Raw genomic sequence first — 16,420 nt, forward strand, 5'->3', positions numbered from 1 at the left:
GTAAACTCAAAATATGATCTATGAATTCTTTTATTAAGTTTTCATTTCTCTCGGTGTTTCTGTTGTTTATACTTCGAATGAGTGCACAACCTCCTGAGCGACCCATCAAAATCCATGTATCACCCGATCACACTGACTGGACCTACAAACCCGGCGAAAAAGTAACCTATACCGTCACGGTCACCCGCAATGAGGAGCTGGTGCCTAACTGTATGATCCGGTACGAAATCGGCCAGGAGAAAATGACCCCCATGAAAAAAGATTCAATGATATTGACCAATGGAACGGTCAAACTGGATGGTGGTACGATGACCAATGAAGGTTTTACCAGGTGTGTGGTGTCAACAACCATAGATGGGAAAATTTATCGCGGACTAGCTACTGCCGGTTTTAATCCCCTCAACCTTAAACCGGTAGTAAAGTATCCTGCAGACTTTATGACTTATTGGGATCAGGCCAAAGCCGACCTCGCCAAAGTACCTATGGATGCGCGCATGACTTTAATGCCTGAGCGATGTACAGAAAAATCAAATGTATATCAGGTCAATCTGCAAAATTACAGAGATGGCGGCACCGCCAGGTTGTACGGCATCCTCTGTGTGCCCAAAGCAGAGGGCAAATATCCGGCTTTGTTGAGAGTACCGGGAGCGGGCGTACGGCCTTATAATGGAGATGTCAGCATGGCTGATCGGGGAGTGATTACTTTTGAGATCGGTATCCATGGTGTGCCGGTCAATATGGATCCGGTGGTATATCAAAATCTTGGAGCGGGTCCACTTGCAGGGTACTGGGTCTATAATCTCGATGACAAAGACAAATATTATTACAAGCGGGTCTACCTTGGTTGTATCCGGGCAAATGATTTTATCAATAGCCTACCACAATATGATGGCAGTAACCTGGCGGTCATGGGTAGTAGTCAAGGTGGAGCTTTGTCGATCGTAACCGCCGGCCTGGACTCACGAGTCAAATACCTGGCAGCTATACACCCCGCTATGTCTGATATGGCCGGTTATACTCAAAATAGAGCAGGAGGATGGCCCCATATGTTTGATAAAAATAACGCGGCCAATCTCACGGAATCCAAACTGACCACTGCAAGTTATTATGATGTAGTCAATTTTGCACGGCAGATCAAAGTGCCTGGCAGATATGCCTGGGGATTTAATGACGAAACTTGCCCACCGACTTCGATGTACCCGGCGTACAATATCATCACAGCTCCTAAGGACTTATGGTTGTACCTTGACTCAGGCCACTGGATCTACCCCGAAGAATCTGAGCGATTAAATAATTGGGTGTACGAAATGCTGACGAAAAAATGAGCATGGTTTTGTAACACTACTTTACTCTATAGCCTCCTGCACCATCATCCTGAAAGTAAGGTTTACCCGGGCTTCGGTCACTTTTTTTGTGACAGGAAGTCGATGAACCCAATGAAATTGAGTCTCTCCCTGCATCACCAATAAACTTCCCGGAGCCAGCACTATTTCTATCGTTTCTTTAGTATGACGATGTCTAAATAAAAAGCGCCTCTCCGTACCAAAGCTCACCGATGCAATGGCGGCACCCTTGCCCAATGCTTTTTCATCATCGCTATGCCAGGCCATACCTTCACTTCCAGTATGGTAGAGATTGAGCAGGCATGAATTATAAGCTGACTGGGTGAGGTCTTGTACCTGGTCCCTCAGCGTTAACAATTCTGGAGTCCAGGCTAACGCTTGTTTAGTGGTCTTCGAGTAAGTATATTGATATCCCTGGTCACCATACCAGGCCACCTTGCGTTTGGTGATAAAATGTTTGCCAAAGATTCGGGCTTCATCGTTTTTCCATTGTATTTGATCGAGGAATATTTTCAGGTAATACTGTGACGCTTCCAGGGACATCATCAATCCATAATAATAGACCTCTCCGTCATAAGGAAGTATGTTGGGCATTCTTTTAATATCTTGAATTGACATATACTCTATAATTTTTGTTTGTACTTTTTATAAGCTGCCTTCATGCAATGACCACATGGCCTGTATCCTGAGTCTATCGCTTCTTGTTCAGATCTAAAAAACACCCTATTTAATCTTTTCATTCTTTTTCCCGAAGCACATCGAAGATGCCCATAAATATTCAATCTACTATTGCCAGCCAAAGTGATTTCTTTATGGTGTATTTTTTCTCTGACCGCCAGGTCTGAGAGCGCAATATGAAGGATGATCTTCATGATTAATTATCTGTATCATTGGAATCCTGATCTCCATGTTTTTGAGCAGCCTCCCAGCCTAAGATGGCAGCTTTCTTTGTACTCCCCCAATGATACTCGCCCAGGACACCTGTAGATTTTATCACCCGATGACAAGGGATGAGATAAGCCACAGGATTGCTACCCACAGCAGTACCAACCGCTCTGTTGGCAGAGGGATGTTGTATGGATTGAGCCAGGTGAGTATATGTAGAAATATCGCCAATAGGAATTTTTAATAATGCCTGCCATACTTTTAATTGAAAAGCAGTACCCTTCAAATGAAGCTTTATTTTAGTCAGATCAGTCCAATCTTTGGTAAAAACCTGTAAGGCATTTTGTTGAAAAAAATCTGTCTTTTGTGCAAGCTTTGCCCTGGGGAATAGGTGTCGTAGATTTTCCAAACCATCTTTTTCATTCTGTACAAATGCCAGGTGACATACTCCTTTGGTCGTAGAACCTAACAGAACATCTCCAAATAAAGTCTCGGCATAACTGTATTGGATAGATAATGTCTCTCCACCGTTTTTGTATTCTCCAGGAGTCATTCCTTCTATTCCTACAAAGAGATCATGTAATCTGCTGGTGCCTGAAAATCCGGTTTCAAAACTGGTTTGTGAAACAGATAATTGTTGGGTTAATAATTTTTTGGCATACTCCAGGCTGGTGAATTGTAAAAACTTTTTAGGCGTGACTCCTGCCCAATCTTTAAATAATCTTTGAAAATGAAAAGGGCTCAAATAAACCTGCTTTGCCACCTCGTCAAGATCCGGTTGAGATTTGAAGTTTTCCTTTAGATAGAGGATGGCTTTTTCTATTCTTTGGTAGTCTGTCATGATGATGCAAAGCTACATGGATCATCTAGTCATATAGACCCGTTTCTTGCTGAGTGAATCTGAGATCAAAATATTTTATTTAATCCTTCCCACCTCACTTTCCAGGCACCATTTTTTGGAAAGCCTGGTGACTCAATTTGTTTTCCTTCGACACCAGTACACATCATAGCGATCACAGCCAGCAGGCCACCATTGCCTGGGAGATAGATAGGCAATCGTTCTGTTTGATAGTTATGGCCATTGATGAGGTAGGTGTTTTTTTGTTGCCTCATGAGTATGGCCTCCAGTGCATATTGCGGCATATTCAACCTGGTGGCAGCCATGGCCATCATAGGATAGTCCCAACCCCAGGTGGAGGCCCAATCCCATTTTTGCCAGATGGTCAGGAAAGTATTTTTCATCACACCAGTATCTATGAAATGATCAATAGGTAAGCCTGCAACAGCTCCAAGCACCGCCGGATGATCCGTCATATGTCTAGGATCGCTATAACTGTCAGGTGCCGACTCACAGGCGAGATAAGTGCTATCTTTTTGCGGTAAAGCCGAGAGTTTTGAAATCACTTCGTCCCAACGAGCCTCCCTGGACAATCCTGTTCGAGTCCTCCAGGATTGGGCTACATTTAAAGCCCAACGCCAGTACGCTAGCTCATAGGTAGGATTGATGGTGGTTAAAGGGGAAAAGCTTTCTTGTGCAGGTATCAATCCAGGCCCCAGAACATATCTCGAGCCCAATGAATCATAGCTCAAATAATCTACCATAAACTCCGCGGTGGAATTAATAAGCTCCCTGTACCTGGTCAGTACTTTTTGAGATGGATTGATTTTATACAGCAGTTCGCTAAAATAAATGATATGAGGTTGCTGCCAAATAAGAAAAGATCCCACGGACGAAGGTGTTTCCTGTCCTTCCGGATCGGTCATTTTGGGCCATCGAACCCCTTTGTACCCTTGACGAGTGGCCAGAGCCTGGGCCTGAAGGACATTTTTCAGGTACCATTGCAGACTTTGCTCTAATAATTCCGGTCTACCCCAAAGTGCAAAATGCAGGCTATGCCACCAGTGCATCTCCATATGAGGTTTGCCATACCAGCTATTGAATGTCAGGCCGGTCTCCTGGGGAGGATTGGCAGACGCACATTGTATCCGCGTGAGGTATTGAGACAAAATGATTCTTCGTTCTAATTCGAATGCTCTTGAGTCAGTAGATTCAGACAAGTCTATTGCGCCTCCGCTCATCCAAAATTTTTTCCAGGCCGATTTACTGGCTTGTATTGTTTTATTGTAGGAAGGGTTGGAAGTTTTTCTAAAGTTCGGGTCAAATCCAATCGTCAACTCAAAGCTTGAGGCTGGAGCTGGATCTAAAATATAATATTGCTCTGCTTTTTTAATGAGTTGAGCGTCATGCTTCCAATGCAGCCGAATAAGATACTGTGTGCTGTCGATGATACTGGTGATCTGAGCGACTCTTCGATTAAAGTGACTGGTAGAAGTCTGACCGGGACCATATTGCCACAAAGTTCCTGCATCCTTCCAGGCACCATTGGGAGCTGGGATTCGTACCCTGATTTTTATTTTATGTGATTGCAGCAGGTCACTTTCAATCTTAAAAGACACTGCATCATTGGTCGGGTGGGCCGCTGTAATCACTTTCACCACATGCCCATCAACACTGAAACGACTATGGATCATACCCTCCCAAAGATCCAATGTCTGTTCAATGCTGGATATATCTTCGACCTGGAACATCGCCCCGGACTTCATCTCGATCTCGAGTCCTATATTGGCCAATTGTAATCGATGAGGATTAGATCTAAAATATTCTGTTGCTTTATTTTTTCTGTCTGATGAATGACCTTGTACGCTATAGTTTATTTTTTTTCCATGGAAATCATATTCTTTAAAAGTTTCATCAAAACCATAATGTTCCCGATTTGGGAAACTATGCCACCCCCATTCACTCTGAGTACCCAAAGGCACTCCACGTTCGTAATGGGATGGAAAGCTTTGAAATCCGGTAGGATCAACTGTAAATGCAAATTTTCCATTACCTACAGAAAGGGATGAAAGGCTATCCATTTTTTTATAATGACTGAGTGCCTGTGCACCAATGCATACCGATCTATCGGGGATGCTGCATCTAAATTTAAAGGGACACCTAAAAAAAATAAATATAAAAAAATAAAATAATTCATGAAAAGATTCAAAAGCTTGGGCTTGAGTCAAAGTTTTAACCAGGTTAAACCATTCAAATGAACGCAAAATTTATCAAATATTAAATTAGTCATAACAATACAAGAAGTAATGGCATTGAGCATCATTGTTTTATCTTTGTTGCCAATTGATGAGATTTTTAAGGTTTTTTGCTATCTTAACGATATTGTGCTTGAGTCCTTCAGGTGAGCTCGCAGCATATCTACTCAAGGATTCAGGTTATTCTGTAAATGCTATCCAGAAAGACTATCCATCGGACAATGAAGAAGAGGTAGAGCAAAAAGTCAAGGACATCATGGTCGCAGACTTTGCAAGATTATTAGTGTCGCCAATACAGCCTTGTATTTTGAGTTTAGAAATTGCTATTCATCTTCCAAAATACCACCCGGATACGGAGACCCCTCCTCCTAACAACTAATAAATTTTCCGGAAGGCTTCTTTATTAATTATTGTTGGCAGGTAATCTTTTCGGGTGAGGTTTTATCTAGGTGGATTCTATTTAAATCTAACTCCTAATTATTTAATGGTTTAAAGGTTTAATATTTTAGAATTTAATTCTTCCTATGCAAAAAAGCTTAATCAGCATTCCAGACAAAGGGGACATATTCGGCGGACTGACTGCCGGCATTGTAGCCTTGCCCCTGGCACTCGCCTTTGGTGTACAATCCGGGATGGGTGCAGCAGCTGGATTATATGGGGCTATATTTTTAGGCTTTTTTGCTGCTTTATTTGGAGGAACGCCTGTGCAAATCAGCGGACCTACCGGCCCAATGACGGTGGTGTCTGCGGCCACCATAGCTTCCTTTGTGGGCGGAGCTAGTGGTCTAGAAGGTGTGCTGCATGCGATCATTGCCACATTTATCCTGGCCGGCCTTTTTCAAATTTTGATGGGAGTGTTGAAACTGGGGAGTTATATTCGTTATATTCCCTACCCAGTTGTATCAGGCTTTATGAGTGGTATAGGTCTGATTATTATTTTATACCAACTATTTCCTGCTTTAGGATTGGCCTCTCCGTCCAGCACCATTGCTGTCGTAACACAACTTCCGGGTGCGTTGTCGTCTATAAACTTTACTTCCTTATTGTATACGACACTGACTATTGTAATTATTTACCTACTTCCAAAAATTTTAAAATCAGTGCCCAGCACACTGGTTGCTTTGCTGGCCATCACCATTTTATCATTGGTGTTGAAGATAGAAATACCTATCATTGGAGATATCCCGCAGGGTTTTCCAAAATTGCATCTCCACCACCTGTTAGCTTTTGATACCAAATGGACCTGGACAGTAATAGAGGCAGCGATTACTTTAGCTGCACTAGGAGCTATAGACTCCCTGCTGACTTCTGTAGTTGCTGACAATGTCACCAAGACAAAACACGATAGCAATAAAGAATTGATCGGACAAGGTATTGGCAATTCGATAGCGGGTTTGTTTGGCGGCTTGCCGGGAGCAGGTGCAACTATGCGGACCTTGGTCAATGTCAGGTCCGGAGGCAAAAATCGAATTTCGGGTATTATCCATTCCGTAATATTGTTGATCATCGTACTGGGGCTTGGCCAATATGCAAGCCTGATTCCGAAGTCTGTCCTGGCAGGTATATTGATTACCGTAGGTATTGGCATTTTGGATTATAAATCTTTGAAACATATTTCGAAAATTCCTCGCACAGACGCTGTGATCATGGTTTTTGTCCTCTTGATTACAGTATTTTTTGATTTGTTGATAGCTGTAGGCGTGGGTATACTATTATCATCCTTATTATTCATGAAAAAGATGGGTGACCTCATGGAAGAAAATTCCAAATTAGTCTCCTTAGATAATATTTCTCAAGATTTTATGCGACCGGACGAGTCTATTCCTGCCCCATTGAGTACTAAAATATTTGTAAAACATGTGGATGGACCATTGTTTTTTGGCTCGGCGACCGGTTTTCAAAATATTTTACAAAAAATGCCGGAGACTTTATATGTCATTATCCGATTAGAAAAAGTGCCTTATATCGATCAGACTGGCTTATACGCCCTGGAAGATTCTATTATTATGCTGGAAAAAAGAGGCATTGAAGTACTGTTTGTCGGGTTGCAGCCTCAACCAAGACAGCGATTGGAGGCCATCCATCTTATCCCGGATCTTATTCTGGAAGGGCAGCTTTTTGATCGATTTGACGATTGTGTTAGTTATATTTTGAGATTGGAAAACCCAAACTCAAAAAAGTAATTTTTTTAACAAAATATTGAGAACCTTTGTAATATTAACTTTGTTTTAAAGGCTGACATGAAATGTTTTCTCAAACATATCACTTTATTTATTCTACTAATTGGCATTTTTCCAGTTGAATCTGTGCTACACTCCATCAAAAAGGAGTCAGGTATCACTGTTCTTTTAGACCTTGAGAAACAGAGCTCTGAATCAAAGGATGATCCAGAAAAAGATTTAAAAGACAAGTTCGCGGCCAGTAAACATTCCCTGTCTATCACCGAACCGGTTGAAAGTCAATCCATTTTTGTTCTGCATTTGATTTTTTCTAAAGCATACAGGAGCACTGAGACTCCTCCTCCCGACTTTTCCTAACCATTTTTTGGAGTTTAAGCAGTATTAAGTTTTTTGAATTTTCAAAGCTTAATTGATTCCCCAATTTTCAATCGGTAATACTGAATAATTTATAAACTTCTAACTACGAAGTAGCTGTGCACTATTCATGTGTCAACTTTTTTAGAAAAACAATATATATCAATAATCTTTTAAATAACCATCATCATGCGTATACATACATTTGAAAATAGTGAGACCCTCACCCCTGCCAATGCCTTAAATTATCTCAAAGAAGGTAATCTTCGATTTATCAATAACCTGAGTCTAAACCGCAATTTATTACAGCTTGTGGACCAGTATTCAACAGGACAGTTTCCATTTGCCGCCGTCCTGGGATGTAGTGATAGCCGGGTGCCTGTTGAATTCATATTTGATCAGGGACTTGGTGATCTTTTGTAGTACGGTTGGCAGGCAATATAGCCAGCAATAATGCTATAGGTAGCCTTGAATTTACTTGCAAGGTACTTGGATCCAAAATCATCGTGGTCTTGGGCCATACCGAATGTGGTGCAGTCAAAGCAGCTTGTGACCATACGGAATTGGGCCATATCACCGCCTTGTTAAAACACATTGAACCTGCAGTGGATAAAGAAACCTCCATCCTAACCAATCGAACCTCTAAAAACAAGGATTTTGTAGATAAGGTGCTCTGGCATAATGTCGAATACCAGATACAAACCATATTGGATCAAAGTGATATTCTCAAAGATATGTATTACCAATACCAGATCAACATTGTAGGAGCTGTGTATGATATCAAGACCGGCACCGTATTATTTGATGAAAAAATCGCCGATCATATACGTAATAAATCAATGGTAGGAATTGCATAAATCAACTTTGAAAAATAAAAATCATATGACTTTAACGAGTATTAAATCTAATCTGAAGACAGACATTTTGTCTGGATTTGTAGTTTTCCTAATAGCAGTACCTCTCTGTCTTGGGATAGCGCTTGCATCCGGTGCTCCACTATTTGCAGGCATGATCTCTGGTATAGTCGGCGGGCTGGTGATCGGCACACTCAGTAAATCTCCATTGAGCGTAAGCGGCCCTGCAGCAGGGCTTACAGCGATTTGTCTTGCCGGTATCACGAGTTTAGGCAGTTTTGAATTATTTCTCATGGCAACCGTATTGGCTGGCTTTATCCAGCTTATATTATCTGTCTTGAAGGCGGGAAGCATAGCATACTATTTTCCTTCCAATGTGATCAAAGGAATGCTCACTGGTATAGGCATCATTATTATTCTCAAACAAATACCTCACTTAGTTGGATATGATAGAGATACAGAAGGTGACCTCGACTTTTTCCAGGCTGATGGAGAAAATAGCTTTTCTTCCATCTTTAGCATGTTTAACAATATTCACCCTGGAGCTGCTATCATAGGAATAGTATGTCTTATCGTAATATTTGCCTGGGATAAAATGAAACCTGCTAGCCTAAAATTATTGCCGGGGGCTTTGATTGCCGTTGTGTTGGGTGTGATTCTCAATCAGGTTTTTATAGCCACAGCTCAAGCGCATCTAGTCGTCATTGATGCTCATATGGTCCATCTACCTGTATTCGAGAGTACTTCCGGATTGATAAGCCAGTTGTCATTTCCAGACTTTTCAGGTATATTTAATAAAGAGGTCTGGATCGTGGCATTCACTTTGGGTATAGTAGCTTCATTAGAGACCTTGCTCACCATTGAGGCTACAGATAAAATAGATCCACTTAAAAGAGTAACCCCAACTAACCGTGAACTACTCGCGCAAGGCACAGGCAATATTATTTCAGGCTTAATCGGTGGCTTGCCATTGACTTCCGTCATCGTAAGATCTACTGCCAATCTCAACGCAGGTGCTCAATCAAAGCTATCTAGCATCATTCATGGACTGATCTTATTGCTCGGTGTATTGTTTTTTGCAACTCAATTAAACAATATTCCATTAGCATCCCTGGCAGCGATCCTGATCGCCACTGGATATAAACTGGCTAATCCAGCTTTGTTTAAAGGTATGTTCAGCATGTCAAAATATCAGTGGTTACCTTTTATCATCACTGTGGTGGCAATTGTTTTGACCAATTTGCTGACAGGAGTTATGATCGGATTAGCTTTTAGTATCCTGAGTATCCTGATTGGCAATATCAAACATTCTTACTTTTTTAAATCTGAAGAATATCAAGATGGCAAGCTGATCACCATTCTTCTGGCTGAAGAGGTTTCGTTTTTAAATAAAGCAGCTATTCGCCTGACCCTGGACAAACTTCCTCCAAACAGCAAAGTGCTTATCGATGCTTCCCATGCCACCTATATCGATCATGATGTAGTGGAGATCATCAAGGAGTTCCAGTCTAATATCGTCAAATCTAAAAATATATCGTTGATACTGAAAGGTTTCACTGATCATTATAAATTAGAAAACAACGATCACATTTTTTATGGCGAAATACCTGATCCCTTAAAAAAACTTGAAGCCAAAAAAGAATTTTTTACTCAAAAGGAAGCGCTTCATTATTTAGGATAATCGTAATAAGTTTAATGATGTCAAAGGTGTTGGCCCCGATGGCCAATGCCTTTGTTTTTTAGAAGTGACATCCAGGCAGCTATTCATCCTGTTAATAAGCGGGATAAACTTTTTTAAACTTCTTAGGCGCTGTACATCTCCAGGCAATCAATAACGCATCCTTCAAGAATTCATTATCGACACCTGTGAGCTCCACTGTGGTCTAACCATATTTGCCCCAGGCGTGGGCTCAGCATATATCTTTCCTTTACCTAAAGAAGTGAATATATCCTGATACGTGGTATAAAATTTTAAGGTGCATCTTTTTTTCAGAAGGTTGAGGGTCGCAAATATTTTTTATGGACCCCGAAAAGAAATTAGATCAAAATGAACAGCCTGGTCGGTGTCAGGAAATGAAAGTGCTATGAGTTGAAAGTTTTGAAGCGTTATCATGATAGATCAGCCAACAGTAAAGGAATTAATCTAAAATAAATTTTTTTAATACAAATCCTTGAGCAGAATAAGCTTTAACAAAATATAATCCATGAGGGAGATCGATATCCATCGTGCTGGCATTGGTGCTGACATTTCTATAGGTTTGCAGCAGACTACCCATAACAGATAGTATTTCCAATTTTTTTATTTGTTCGTCATACTCCAACCTCAGACGATGGTTGGTTACAGGGTTGGTTACAATCTTTAAGTATTGATCAGGCAATTGCAATGGTCGAATCGAGGTGGATAGTCCTATATAACCTTTAAGCCAGGTCATGGCAGGTCTTTCAGATCCATCCGACCGCAAAAGATATGCGTTGGTCCTCCAAATTTGGTTTTGCTGATATCCCCACAGTGTCACACCTTTCACCGCCGGATGCTCCCACCATATTGGAAACAGTTGTTTATATTTTTCTAATTGATCCTGGTCATTGGCTATATTGACATCAAATTCTGAAATATAAATCGGTAGTCCGGTCGATATTAAGCGACCCAGGTTGTCCTGTATTGTTTGGAGCGGAGTAGTTTCAAAAAAATGACCTTGCTCTCCTATTCCATCGATTAATTTTTTACTTTTGAGCACCTCTATGATTTCGATAAATTTGGAAGTATTTTCATCATTGCTGAGGATGTTGTAGTCATTGAGTATTAGCTTTGCTTTAGGGCAATATTTCCTGGCAGTTTCAAAGGCCCAAACTATCCAGTCCCAACCTGTAATGCCCTGACCTCCCAAAGCAGCAGCATACGATGGAGGTGCATGCAAGGGTTCATTGACCACATCTATATATTCCGCCTCAGGGTATCGGCTGCAGGCTTGCATGATCCAGGATTCTACTTCTTTGAGCTGCAATGAGGATGAGAGATTTTTTATAAATGCCGGCTCTTGTTGGCCCCATATAAGCGTGTGAAACTTAAATGGGATACCTTTCGTGCGTGATTGGTCATATACCATATCGAGGATGCCCCATTGCATTACATCCTGGCTATTTTCTACAGATCCCCATTTACCGGCATTCTCCGGAGTAACCTGATTCCAATAAGTAATAAAATTAGCTGGGGTAGTGGAGTTGATTACATTTCCCAGCCATTTACCTTTACCAGATGCTATCTGCGAAAAAACGGAATTAAAAAAAAGTGTAGCGTATAAAACAAGAAGGCTATTTCGCATCCCATTGTTTTTGAAAGGTAGGTTCAAATATAAAAATCATTTGTTACACCTATTGTCAAAATTAAATTGACTACTCAACTCACTGCTCATAAATATTCCTCCATACCGGGTATTTTTATTAATGAAAACTTATGAATTATTAATACAATAGAAATAAAACTAAGATCTCTATTCCCCAAAAGTCGATTCAGTTTGTATATTCACCGTATATTCAATAAACTAATTTTAAACTTACAACTATCATGAGTTCTCGAAGAAAATTTATTCAAAAGCTGACAGCCCCGGTGCTGGCTTTGCCTCTGTTGAACTTAACTCAAACTAAGTTTTTGTCTGATTCAGAAGAAAAACCGTACGACGGCCCGATATTAAGAGTAGCTATTCTAGGACTAGGCAGTTATGGTACACGGGTAGCCGATGCGATGCAAGCTTGTTCCCGGGCCAAACTCGTAGGAGCCATTAGTGGTACCCCTGCTAAGCTCACTACGTGGCAATCAAAATATAATATCCCTGCTGCCAATTGTTACAATTATGAAAACATGGATGCCATCAAGGACAATCCTGATATTGATGCGGTGTATATCATAACTCCCAACTCTTTGCACAAACCTTTTGCAGCCCGTGTAGCCAAAGCCGGCAAACATGTGATCTCTGAGAAGCCGATGGCCTTGAATGCAAAGGAGGGGCAGGAAATGATCGATGTATGTCGACAAGCCAATGTTAAACTTTTGGTCGGTTACCGCATGCACCTGGAACCAAAGACACTGGAGATCATCCGTATGAGGAAGGATGGCGAATTGGGCAAACCACTTTTTTTCCAGGGCTTGGCAGGATTTAGAATAGGGGATCCTACCCAATGGCGACTCAATAAAAAACTAGCAGGTGGAGGGTCTATGATGGACATCGGTATCTATGCGGTCAATGGCGCCCGATATATGATCGGCGAAGAACCTATCTGGGTCACTGCCCAGGAGACTAAAAATGACAAAGTCAAATTTAAAGATGGCGTAGATGAAACCATCACTTTCCAATTTGGATTCCCAAGCGGTGCCACTGCTTCCTGCCTGTCTACCTATGCGATGAATGGCCTGGACAAATTCTATCTCAATTGTGAAAAAGGATTTGCCGAAATGCAACCATCTACCGGGTATGGTCCTATCAAAGCCAGGAGCAATAAAGGGGAAATCATATACGAACATATCACCCATCAGACCGTCCAAATGGATGAAATGTCTGACATTATTCTGCAGGGGAAAAAACCAGTCGTTCCTGTAGATGGAGCGGAGGGGTTGAAAGATCTCAAGATTATAGATGCCATATTTAAAGCAGTGAAAACTGGAAAAAAAGTAAAACTCGTCGGATAATATCTAGTGCAGGTAATCTAAAACGATTTTCTCACCAATTTTAGGGAGCGCCTGATATTAAATTCATTGCCTTCAAAAAATATTTAGTACACTTATTTGACATAAATCAGCTGGACAGACTTTGGCAAATAAGTTATATCTTTATTGCCTGTAAAATCTTAGGTTATAGAGACAAAAAATCATAGGGTATGGCCAGCTTGCGGAAGTTCAATGCTTTTTCATCAATACACCGAACCGGTTTTGATGCTACTAGTTACCAAGTAAAAGCAAGTGTAAGCGTAATTTAAGAGCAGATATCCTAAGTCAGGATTTTACACATCATAATTCTTTTAATAGAACTACTTATGAAAAAGTCAAAATTGTTATTCATCCTATTATCTGTTTTGGGCATGGTCGTCACCTTTGCCTTCATCAATGTGGATAAGAAAAACAGCCCAACTGCCAAAAAACCAAACATCATCCTCATCCTGGCGGACGATATTGGATTTGAAACCATTAGTGCTTATGGCAGTACTTCCTATCATACGCCCAGGATCGATCAAATGGCCAAAGGCGGCATCAGGTTTGAGCATTGTTATTCTCAGCCTTTGTGTTCTCCTTCCAGGGTTCAGATTATGACCGGTAAATCCAATTTCCGGAATTACGAAAGTTGGGGATATCTGGATCAAAACGAAACAAATTTTGCTCATATCATGAAATCAGCTGGCTATGCCACTTGCATCGCAGGCAAATGGCAATTGCGGGGAGATCAGTTCGTGCCCTATAAAGCAGGGTTTGATGAATATTTACTTTGGAACCTCACTGATACAACCTCGACTTACAATGAGCGTTATAAAAATCCGCAGTTGATTGAGAATGGCAAAATGAAAAAGTATGAAAACTCAGAGTATGGTCCTGAGCTCTTTGTTAAGTTTATCAAAAGTTTTATCACCCGCAAAAAGGATGTTCCATTTTTAGTCTATTATCCGATGGTCCTTTCGCATCGGCCTTTCGTGCCAACCCCTGGCAATGGCAAGGTTTATCAGGATTTTAAAGTAGTCCCTAAAGGTGGTACAGGTGGATCTCCTTCAAATAATTCATTTTTCAAAGATGAAATGTCCTATCTGGACAAGAATGTTGGAGCAATTATAGATAAAGTGAACGAATTGGGACTGGCTGAGAATACACTCATTTTATTTACTGGTGATAATGGTACCGGGGTTGGAATATCTTCTACTATGAAAGATGGCAGAATCATACCCGGCATGAAAGGCCATACCAATGAATATGGCAACCATGTTCCGCTGGTAGCTTATTGGAAAGGAAAAATAAAACCGGGACAGGTCACGGATAACTTGATTGATTTTTCAGATTTTCTTCCAACCATGGTTGAGGTTGCCAACATTGATTTACCCTATGATTTTGTTACTGATGGAAAGAGTTTCCTGCCTTTGATCATGGGCAATAAATATGAACCTCACCCTTGGTTGTTTTCTCATTATGATCCCCACAAAGGTGGTTTTGCAAAAGCCAGGTTTGTACACAATAAAGAATGGAAGTTATATGAGTCCGGAGAGATTTTCAATGTTCTCAAGGATCCATTGGAGGAAAATCGTGTGTCGGAAAGTAGTTTAACGGAGGATCAAATAAAACTCATCACCTCATTCAGAGAAGTATTCCCAAAGATGGTTAGAGTTGAAGTGAAAAAAGAAAAAGCGGATAAAAAAGATAAAAAACCAAAGTCTCCAGATGATGATGATGATGGATTCTAATGGAGGCCGCTTCAATAAACTAGTTTTGAATATGATATCTAAAACACTTTGGTTGATTTTAATCTGTTTTTTGTGGATCAATATATCTGCCCAGGATAAGATATCAGACTTCTCAAAAGGAACATTGATTTATGACAATGCCCTGGCTATGGATGCTGATGTCATGGGTTGGAGAATGGAAGGACCAGGAGTGATTTCTTTTAAGGAAGGTTGGATGAGGATGTACTCACCCAATGAAAAATTCCATCATGTTTTTTGGTGTCCACAAGATTTTCCTTCCAGCTTTATGGCTGAGTGGGAGGTGCAAAACCTAAAAACAGAAGCCGGCTTGTGCATTATATTTTTTGCGGCTAAAGGCGCCAAAGGGGAAAGCATATTTGATCCTTCTTTTCCTGTAAGGGACGGAACCTTTCGTCAATATACCAAAAGTGATCTGTTCAACAGCTATCATATATCCTATTACGCTAACGGGAGGGACGCTCCCGGTAGAGAAATATCCCATCTCCGGAAAAATACAGGATTCAATTTAGTACAGGAAGTTGAGCCAGGCATTCCCATTAAATCGAAAGCTATCCATAAAATAACCTTAATCAAAGAGGAAGCCCATATCCTTATGTTTATTGATGGCAGAAAAATTATTGACTGGCAGGATGATGGGCAGAAATACGGACCTGTCTTACGCGATGGCAAGATGGGATTCAGGCAAATGCAATGGACCGATTTTCAATATAGAAATTTCCAGGTCTGGGATATAAAAAAATAAAGAATGCAAATTAACAGGTTGAAGTATCGGTGTTTTATTCTTCTACTACTTACTTTTCATCTTCAACAGATTGCTATTGGCCAGGTCTTAATATTTGACACAGACATCGTACCACCTCAAACTCCTGGATCTTTGGATATTTATTTGGTCATTGGGCAATCAAATATGTCAGGTAGAGCTCCTATAAGAAAAGAAGATAGTGCTGTTGTAGATCGTGCATTTCTTTTTAACGGAAGGCGGTTTACATTCAACGAAATGATCCTCCAGCTACCAGACTTTATGGATCATACCGCAGTTGCGATTTCTCAAGGTACCCTTACCCAGGATGGTACACACTTCGATGTTCAAAGTGCCATTTTGATGGGAGAGCGTTATGCACATGATATGAAACGAATTCTTAATAGCATAGAAAAGACTGGAGACAATAAAAAGTAATTTATGACTCCTGGTATGATAACTTTATCCTGGCAATCAGGTATTCAAAACCAAGACTACAGCTAATCAATGAAAATC

Annotated in this window: 13 protein-coding genes and 1 pseudogene; 9 read left to right on the top strand and 5 right to left on the bottom strand. The window is 40.8% G+C overall.

The window, feature by feature from the left end; genetic code table 11:
- Positions 1-20: 20 nt before the first annotated feature.
- Positions 21-1,325 (top strand): acetylxylan esterase, encoded by a 1,305-nt coding sequence (locus IPJ09_13720; protein ID MBK7372471.1) that lies wholly within the window; start codon positions 21-23, stop codon positions 1,323-1,325.
- Positions 1,326-1,346: 21 nt separating this feature from the next.
- Here the strand turns inward: IPJ09_13720 and IPJ09_13725 are convergent, their stop codons facing one another.
- From IPJ09_13725 to IPJ09_13740, 4 genes are all read right to left on the bottom strand, one after another.
- Positions 1,347-1,961, bottom strand: a complete 615-nt coding sequence (locus IPJ09_13725) for an alpha-ketoglutarate-dependent dioxygenase AlkB (GenBank protein MBK7372472.1) — start codon at positions 1,959-1,961, stop codon at positions 1,347-1,349.
- Between the two features lie 5 nt (positions 1,962-1,966).
- A complete protein-coding gene (locus IPJ09_13730; protein ID MBK7372473.1) occupies positions 1,967-2,215 on the bottom strand; it encodes a metal-binding protein in 249 nt (82 codons plus the stop codon).
- Positions 2,216-2,217: 2 nt separating this feature from the next.
- On the bottom strand, positions 2,218-3,069 hold the full coding sequence (locus IPJ09_13735; protein ID MBK7372474.1) for a methylated-DNA--[protein]-cysteine S-methyltransferase: 852 nt from the start codon (positions 3,067-3,069) through the stop codon (positions 2,218-2,220).
- A 65-nt stretch (positions 3,070-3,134) separates the two neighbouring features.
- Complete coding sequence (locus IPJ09_13740) at positions 3,135-5,243, bottom strand: hypothetical protein (protein ID MBK7372475.1); 2,109 nt, start codon at positions 5,241-5,243, stop codon at positions 3,135-3,137.
- Between the two features lie 211 nt (positions 5,244-5,454).
- On the opposite strand from IPJ09_13740, the gene IPJ09_13745 reads away from it, so the two are divergent.
- From IPJ09_13745 to IPJ09_13760, 4 genes and pseudogenes are all read left to right on the top strand, one after another.
- Entirely contained in the window at positions 5,455-5,700 is a 246-nt protein-coding gene (locus IPJ09_13745) for a hypothetical protein (GenBank protein MBK7372476.1), read from the top strand.
- Between the two features lie 145 nt (positions 5,701-5,845).
- Positions 5,846-7,504 (top strand): SulP family inorganic anion transporter, encoded by a 1,659-nt coding sequence (locus IPJ09_13750; protein ID MBK7372477.1) that lies wholly within the window; start codon positions 5,846-5,848, stop codon positions 7,502-7,504.
- 540 nt (positions 7,505-8,044) lie between these two features.
- Positions 8,045-8,712 (top strand): annotated as a pseudogene (locus tag IPJ09_13755) (carbonic anhydrase).
- A gap of 25 nt (positions 8,713-8,737) precedes the next feature.
- Positions 8,738-10,390 (top strand): SulP family inorganic anion transporter, encoded by a 1,653-nt coding sequence (locus IPJ09_13760; GenBank protein MBK7372478.1) that lies wholly within the window; start codon positions 8,738-8,740, stop codon positions 10,388-10,390.
- A gap of 457 nt (positions 10,391-10,847) precedes the next feature.
- On the opposite strand, the gene IPJ09_13765 is transcribed toward IPJ09_13760, so the two are convergent.
- Positions 10,848-12,032, bottom strand: coding sequence for an endo-1,4-beta-xylanase (locus IPJ09_13765; GenBank protein ID MBK7372479.1), 1,185 nt, complete (start codon positions 12,030-12,032; stop codon positions 10,848-10,850).
- Positions 12,033-12,274: 242 nt separating this feature from the next.
- On the opposite strand from IPJ09_13765, the gene IPJ09_13770 reads away from it, so the two are divergent.
- From IPJ09_13770 to IPJ09_13785, 4 genes are all read left to right on the top strand, one after another.
- Entirely contained in the window at positions 12,275-13,393 is a 1,119-nt protein-coding gene (locus IPJ09_13770) for a Gfo/Idh/MocA family oxidoreductase (GenBank protein ID MBK7372480.1), read from the top strand.
- Positions 13,394-13,782: 389 nt separating this feature from the next.
- On the top strand, positions 13,783-15,144 hold the full coding sequence (locus IPJ09_13775; protein ID MBK7372481.1) for a sulfatase-like hydrolase/transferase: 1,362 nt from the start codon (positions 13,783-13,785) through the stop codon (positions 15,142-15,144).
- Positions 15,145-15,175: 31 nt separating this feature from the next.
- A complete protein-coding gene (locus IPJ09_13780) occupies positions 15,176-15,907 on the top strand; it encodes a DUF1961 family protein (GenBank protein MBK7372482.1) in 732 nt (243 codons plus the stop codon).
- A 3-nt stretch (positions 15,908-15,910) separates the two neighbouring features.
- Positions 15,911-16,342 (top strand): hypothetical protein, encoded by a 432-nt coding sequence (locus tag IPJ09_13785; GenBank protein ID MBK7372483.1) that lies wholly within the window; start codon positions 15,911-15,913, stop codon positions 16,340-16,342.
- Positions 16,343-16,420: the final 78 nt, after the last annotated feature.

Source organism: Saprospiraceae bacterium (assembly GCA_016709995.1).
In the GTDB taxonomy this organism is placed as follows: domain Bacteria; phylum Bacteroidota; class Bacteroidia; order Chitinophagales; family Saprospiraceae; genus JADJLQ01.

Excerpts from the sequence above, each read along its gene's own strand:
- IPJ09_13720 (MBK7372471.1), top strand. The coding sequence starts at position 21 with ATGAATTCTTTTATTAAGTTTTCATTTCTCTCGGTGTTTCTGTTGTTT.
- IPJ09_13725 (MBK7372472.1), bottom strand. The coding sequence starts at position 1,961 with ATGTCAATTCAAGATATTAAAAGAATGCCCAACATACTTCCTTATGAC.
- IPJ09_13730 (MBK7372473.1), bottom strand. The coding sequence starts at position 2,215 with ATGAAGATCATCCTTCATATTGCGCTCTCAGACCTGGCGGTCAGAGAA.
- IPJ09_13735 (MBK7372474.1), bottom strand. The coding sequence starts at position 3,069 with ATGACAGACTACCAAAGAATAGAAAAAGCCATCCTCTATCTAAAGGAA.
- IPJ09_13750 (MBK7372477.1), top strand. The coding sequence starts at position 5,846 with ATGCAAAAAAGCTTAATCAGCATTCCAGACAAAGGGGACATATTCGGC.
- IPJ09_13760 (MBK7372478.1), top strand. The coding sequence starts at position 8,738 with ATGACTTTAACGAGTATTAAATCTAATCTGAAGACAGACATTTTGTCT.
- IPJ09_13765 (MBK7372479.1), bottom strand. The coding sequence starts at position 12,032 with ATGCGAAATAGCCTTCTTGTTTTATACGCTACACTTTTTTTTAATTCC.
- IPJ09_13770 (MBK7372480.1), top strand. The coding sequence starts at position 12,275 with ATGAGTTCTCGAAGAAAATTTATTCAAAAGCTGACAGCCCCGGTGCTG.
- IPJ09_13775 (MBK7372481.1), top strand. The coding sequence starts at position 13,783 with ATGGTCGTCACCTTTGCCTTCATCAATGTGGATAAGAAAAACAGCCCA.
- IPJ09_13780 (MBK7372482.1), top strand. The coding sequence starts at position 15,176 with ATGATATCTAAAACACTTTGGTTGATTTTAATCTGTTTTTTGTGGATC.
- IPJ09_13785 (MBK7372483.1), top strand. The coding sequence starts at position 15,911 with ATGCAAATTAACAGGTTGAAGTATCGGTGTTTTATTCTTCTACTACTT.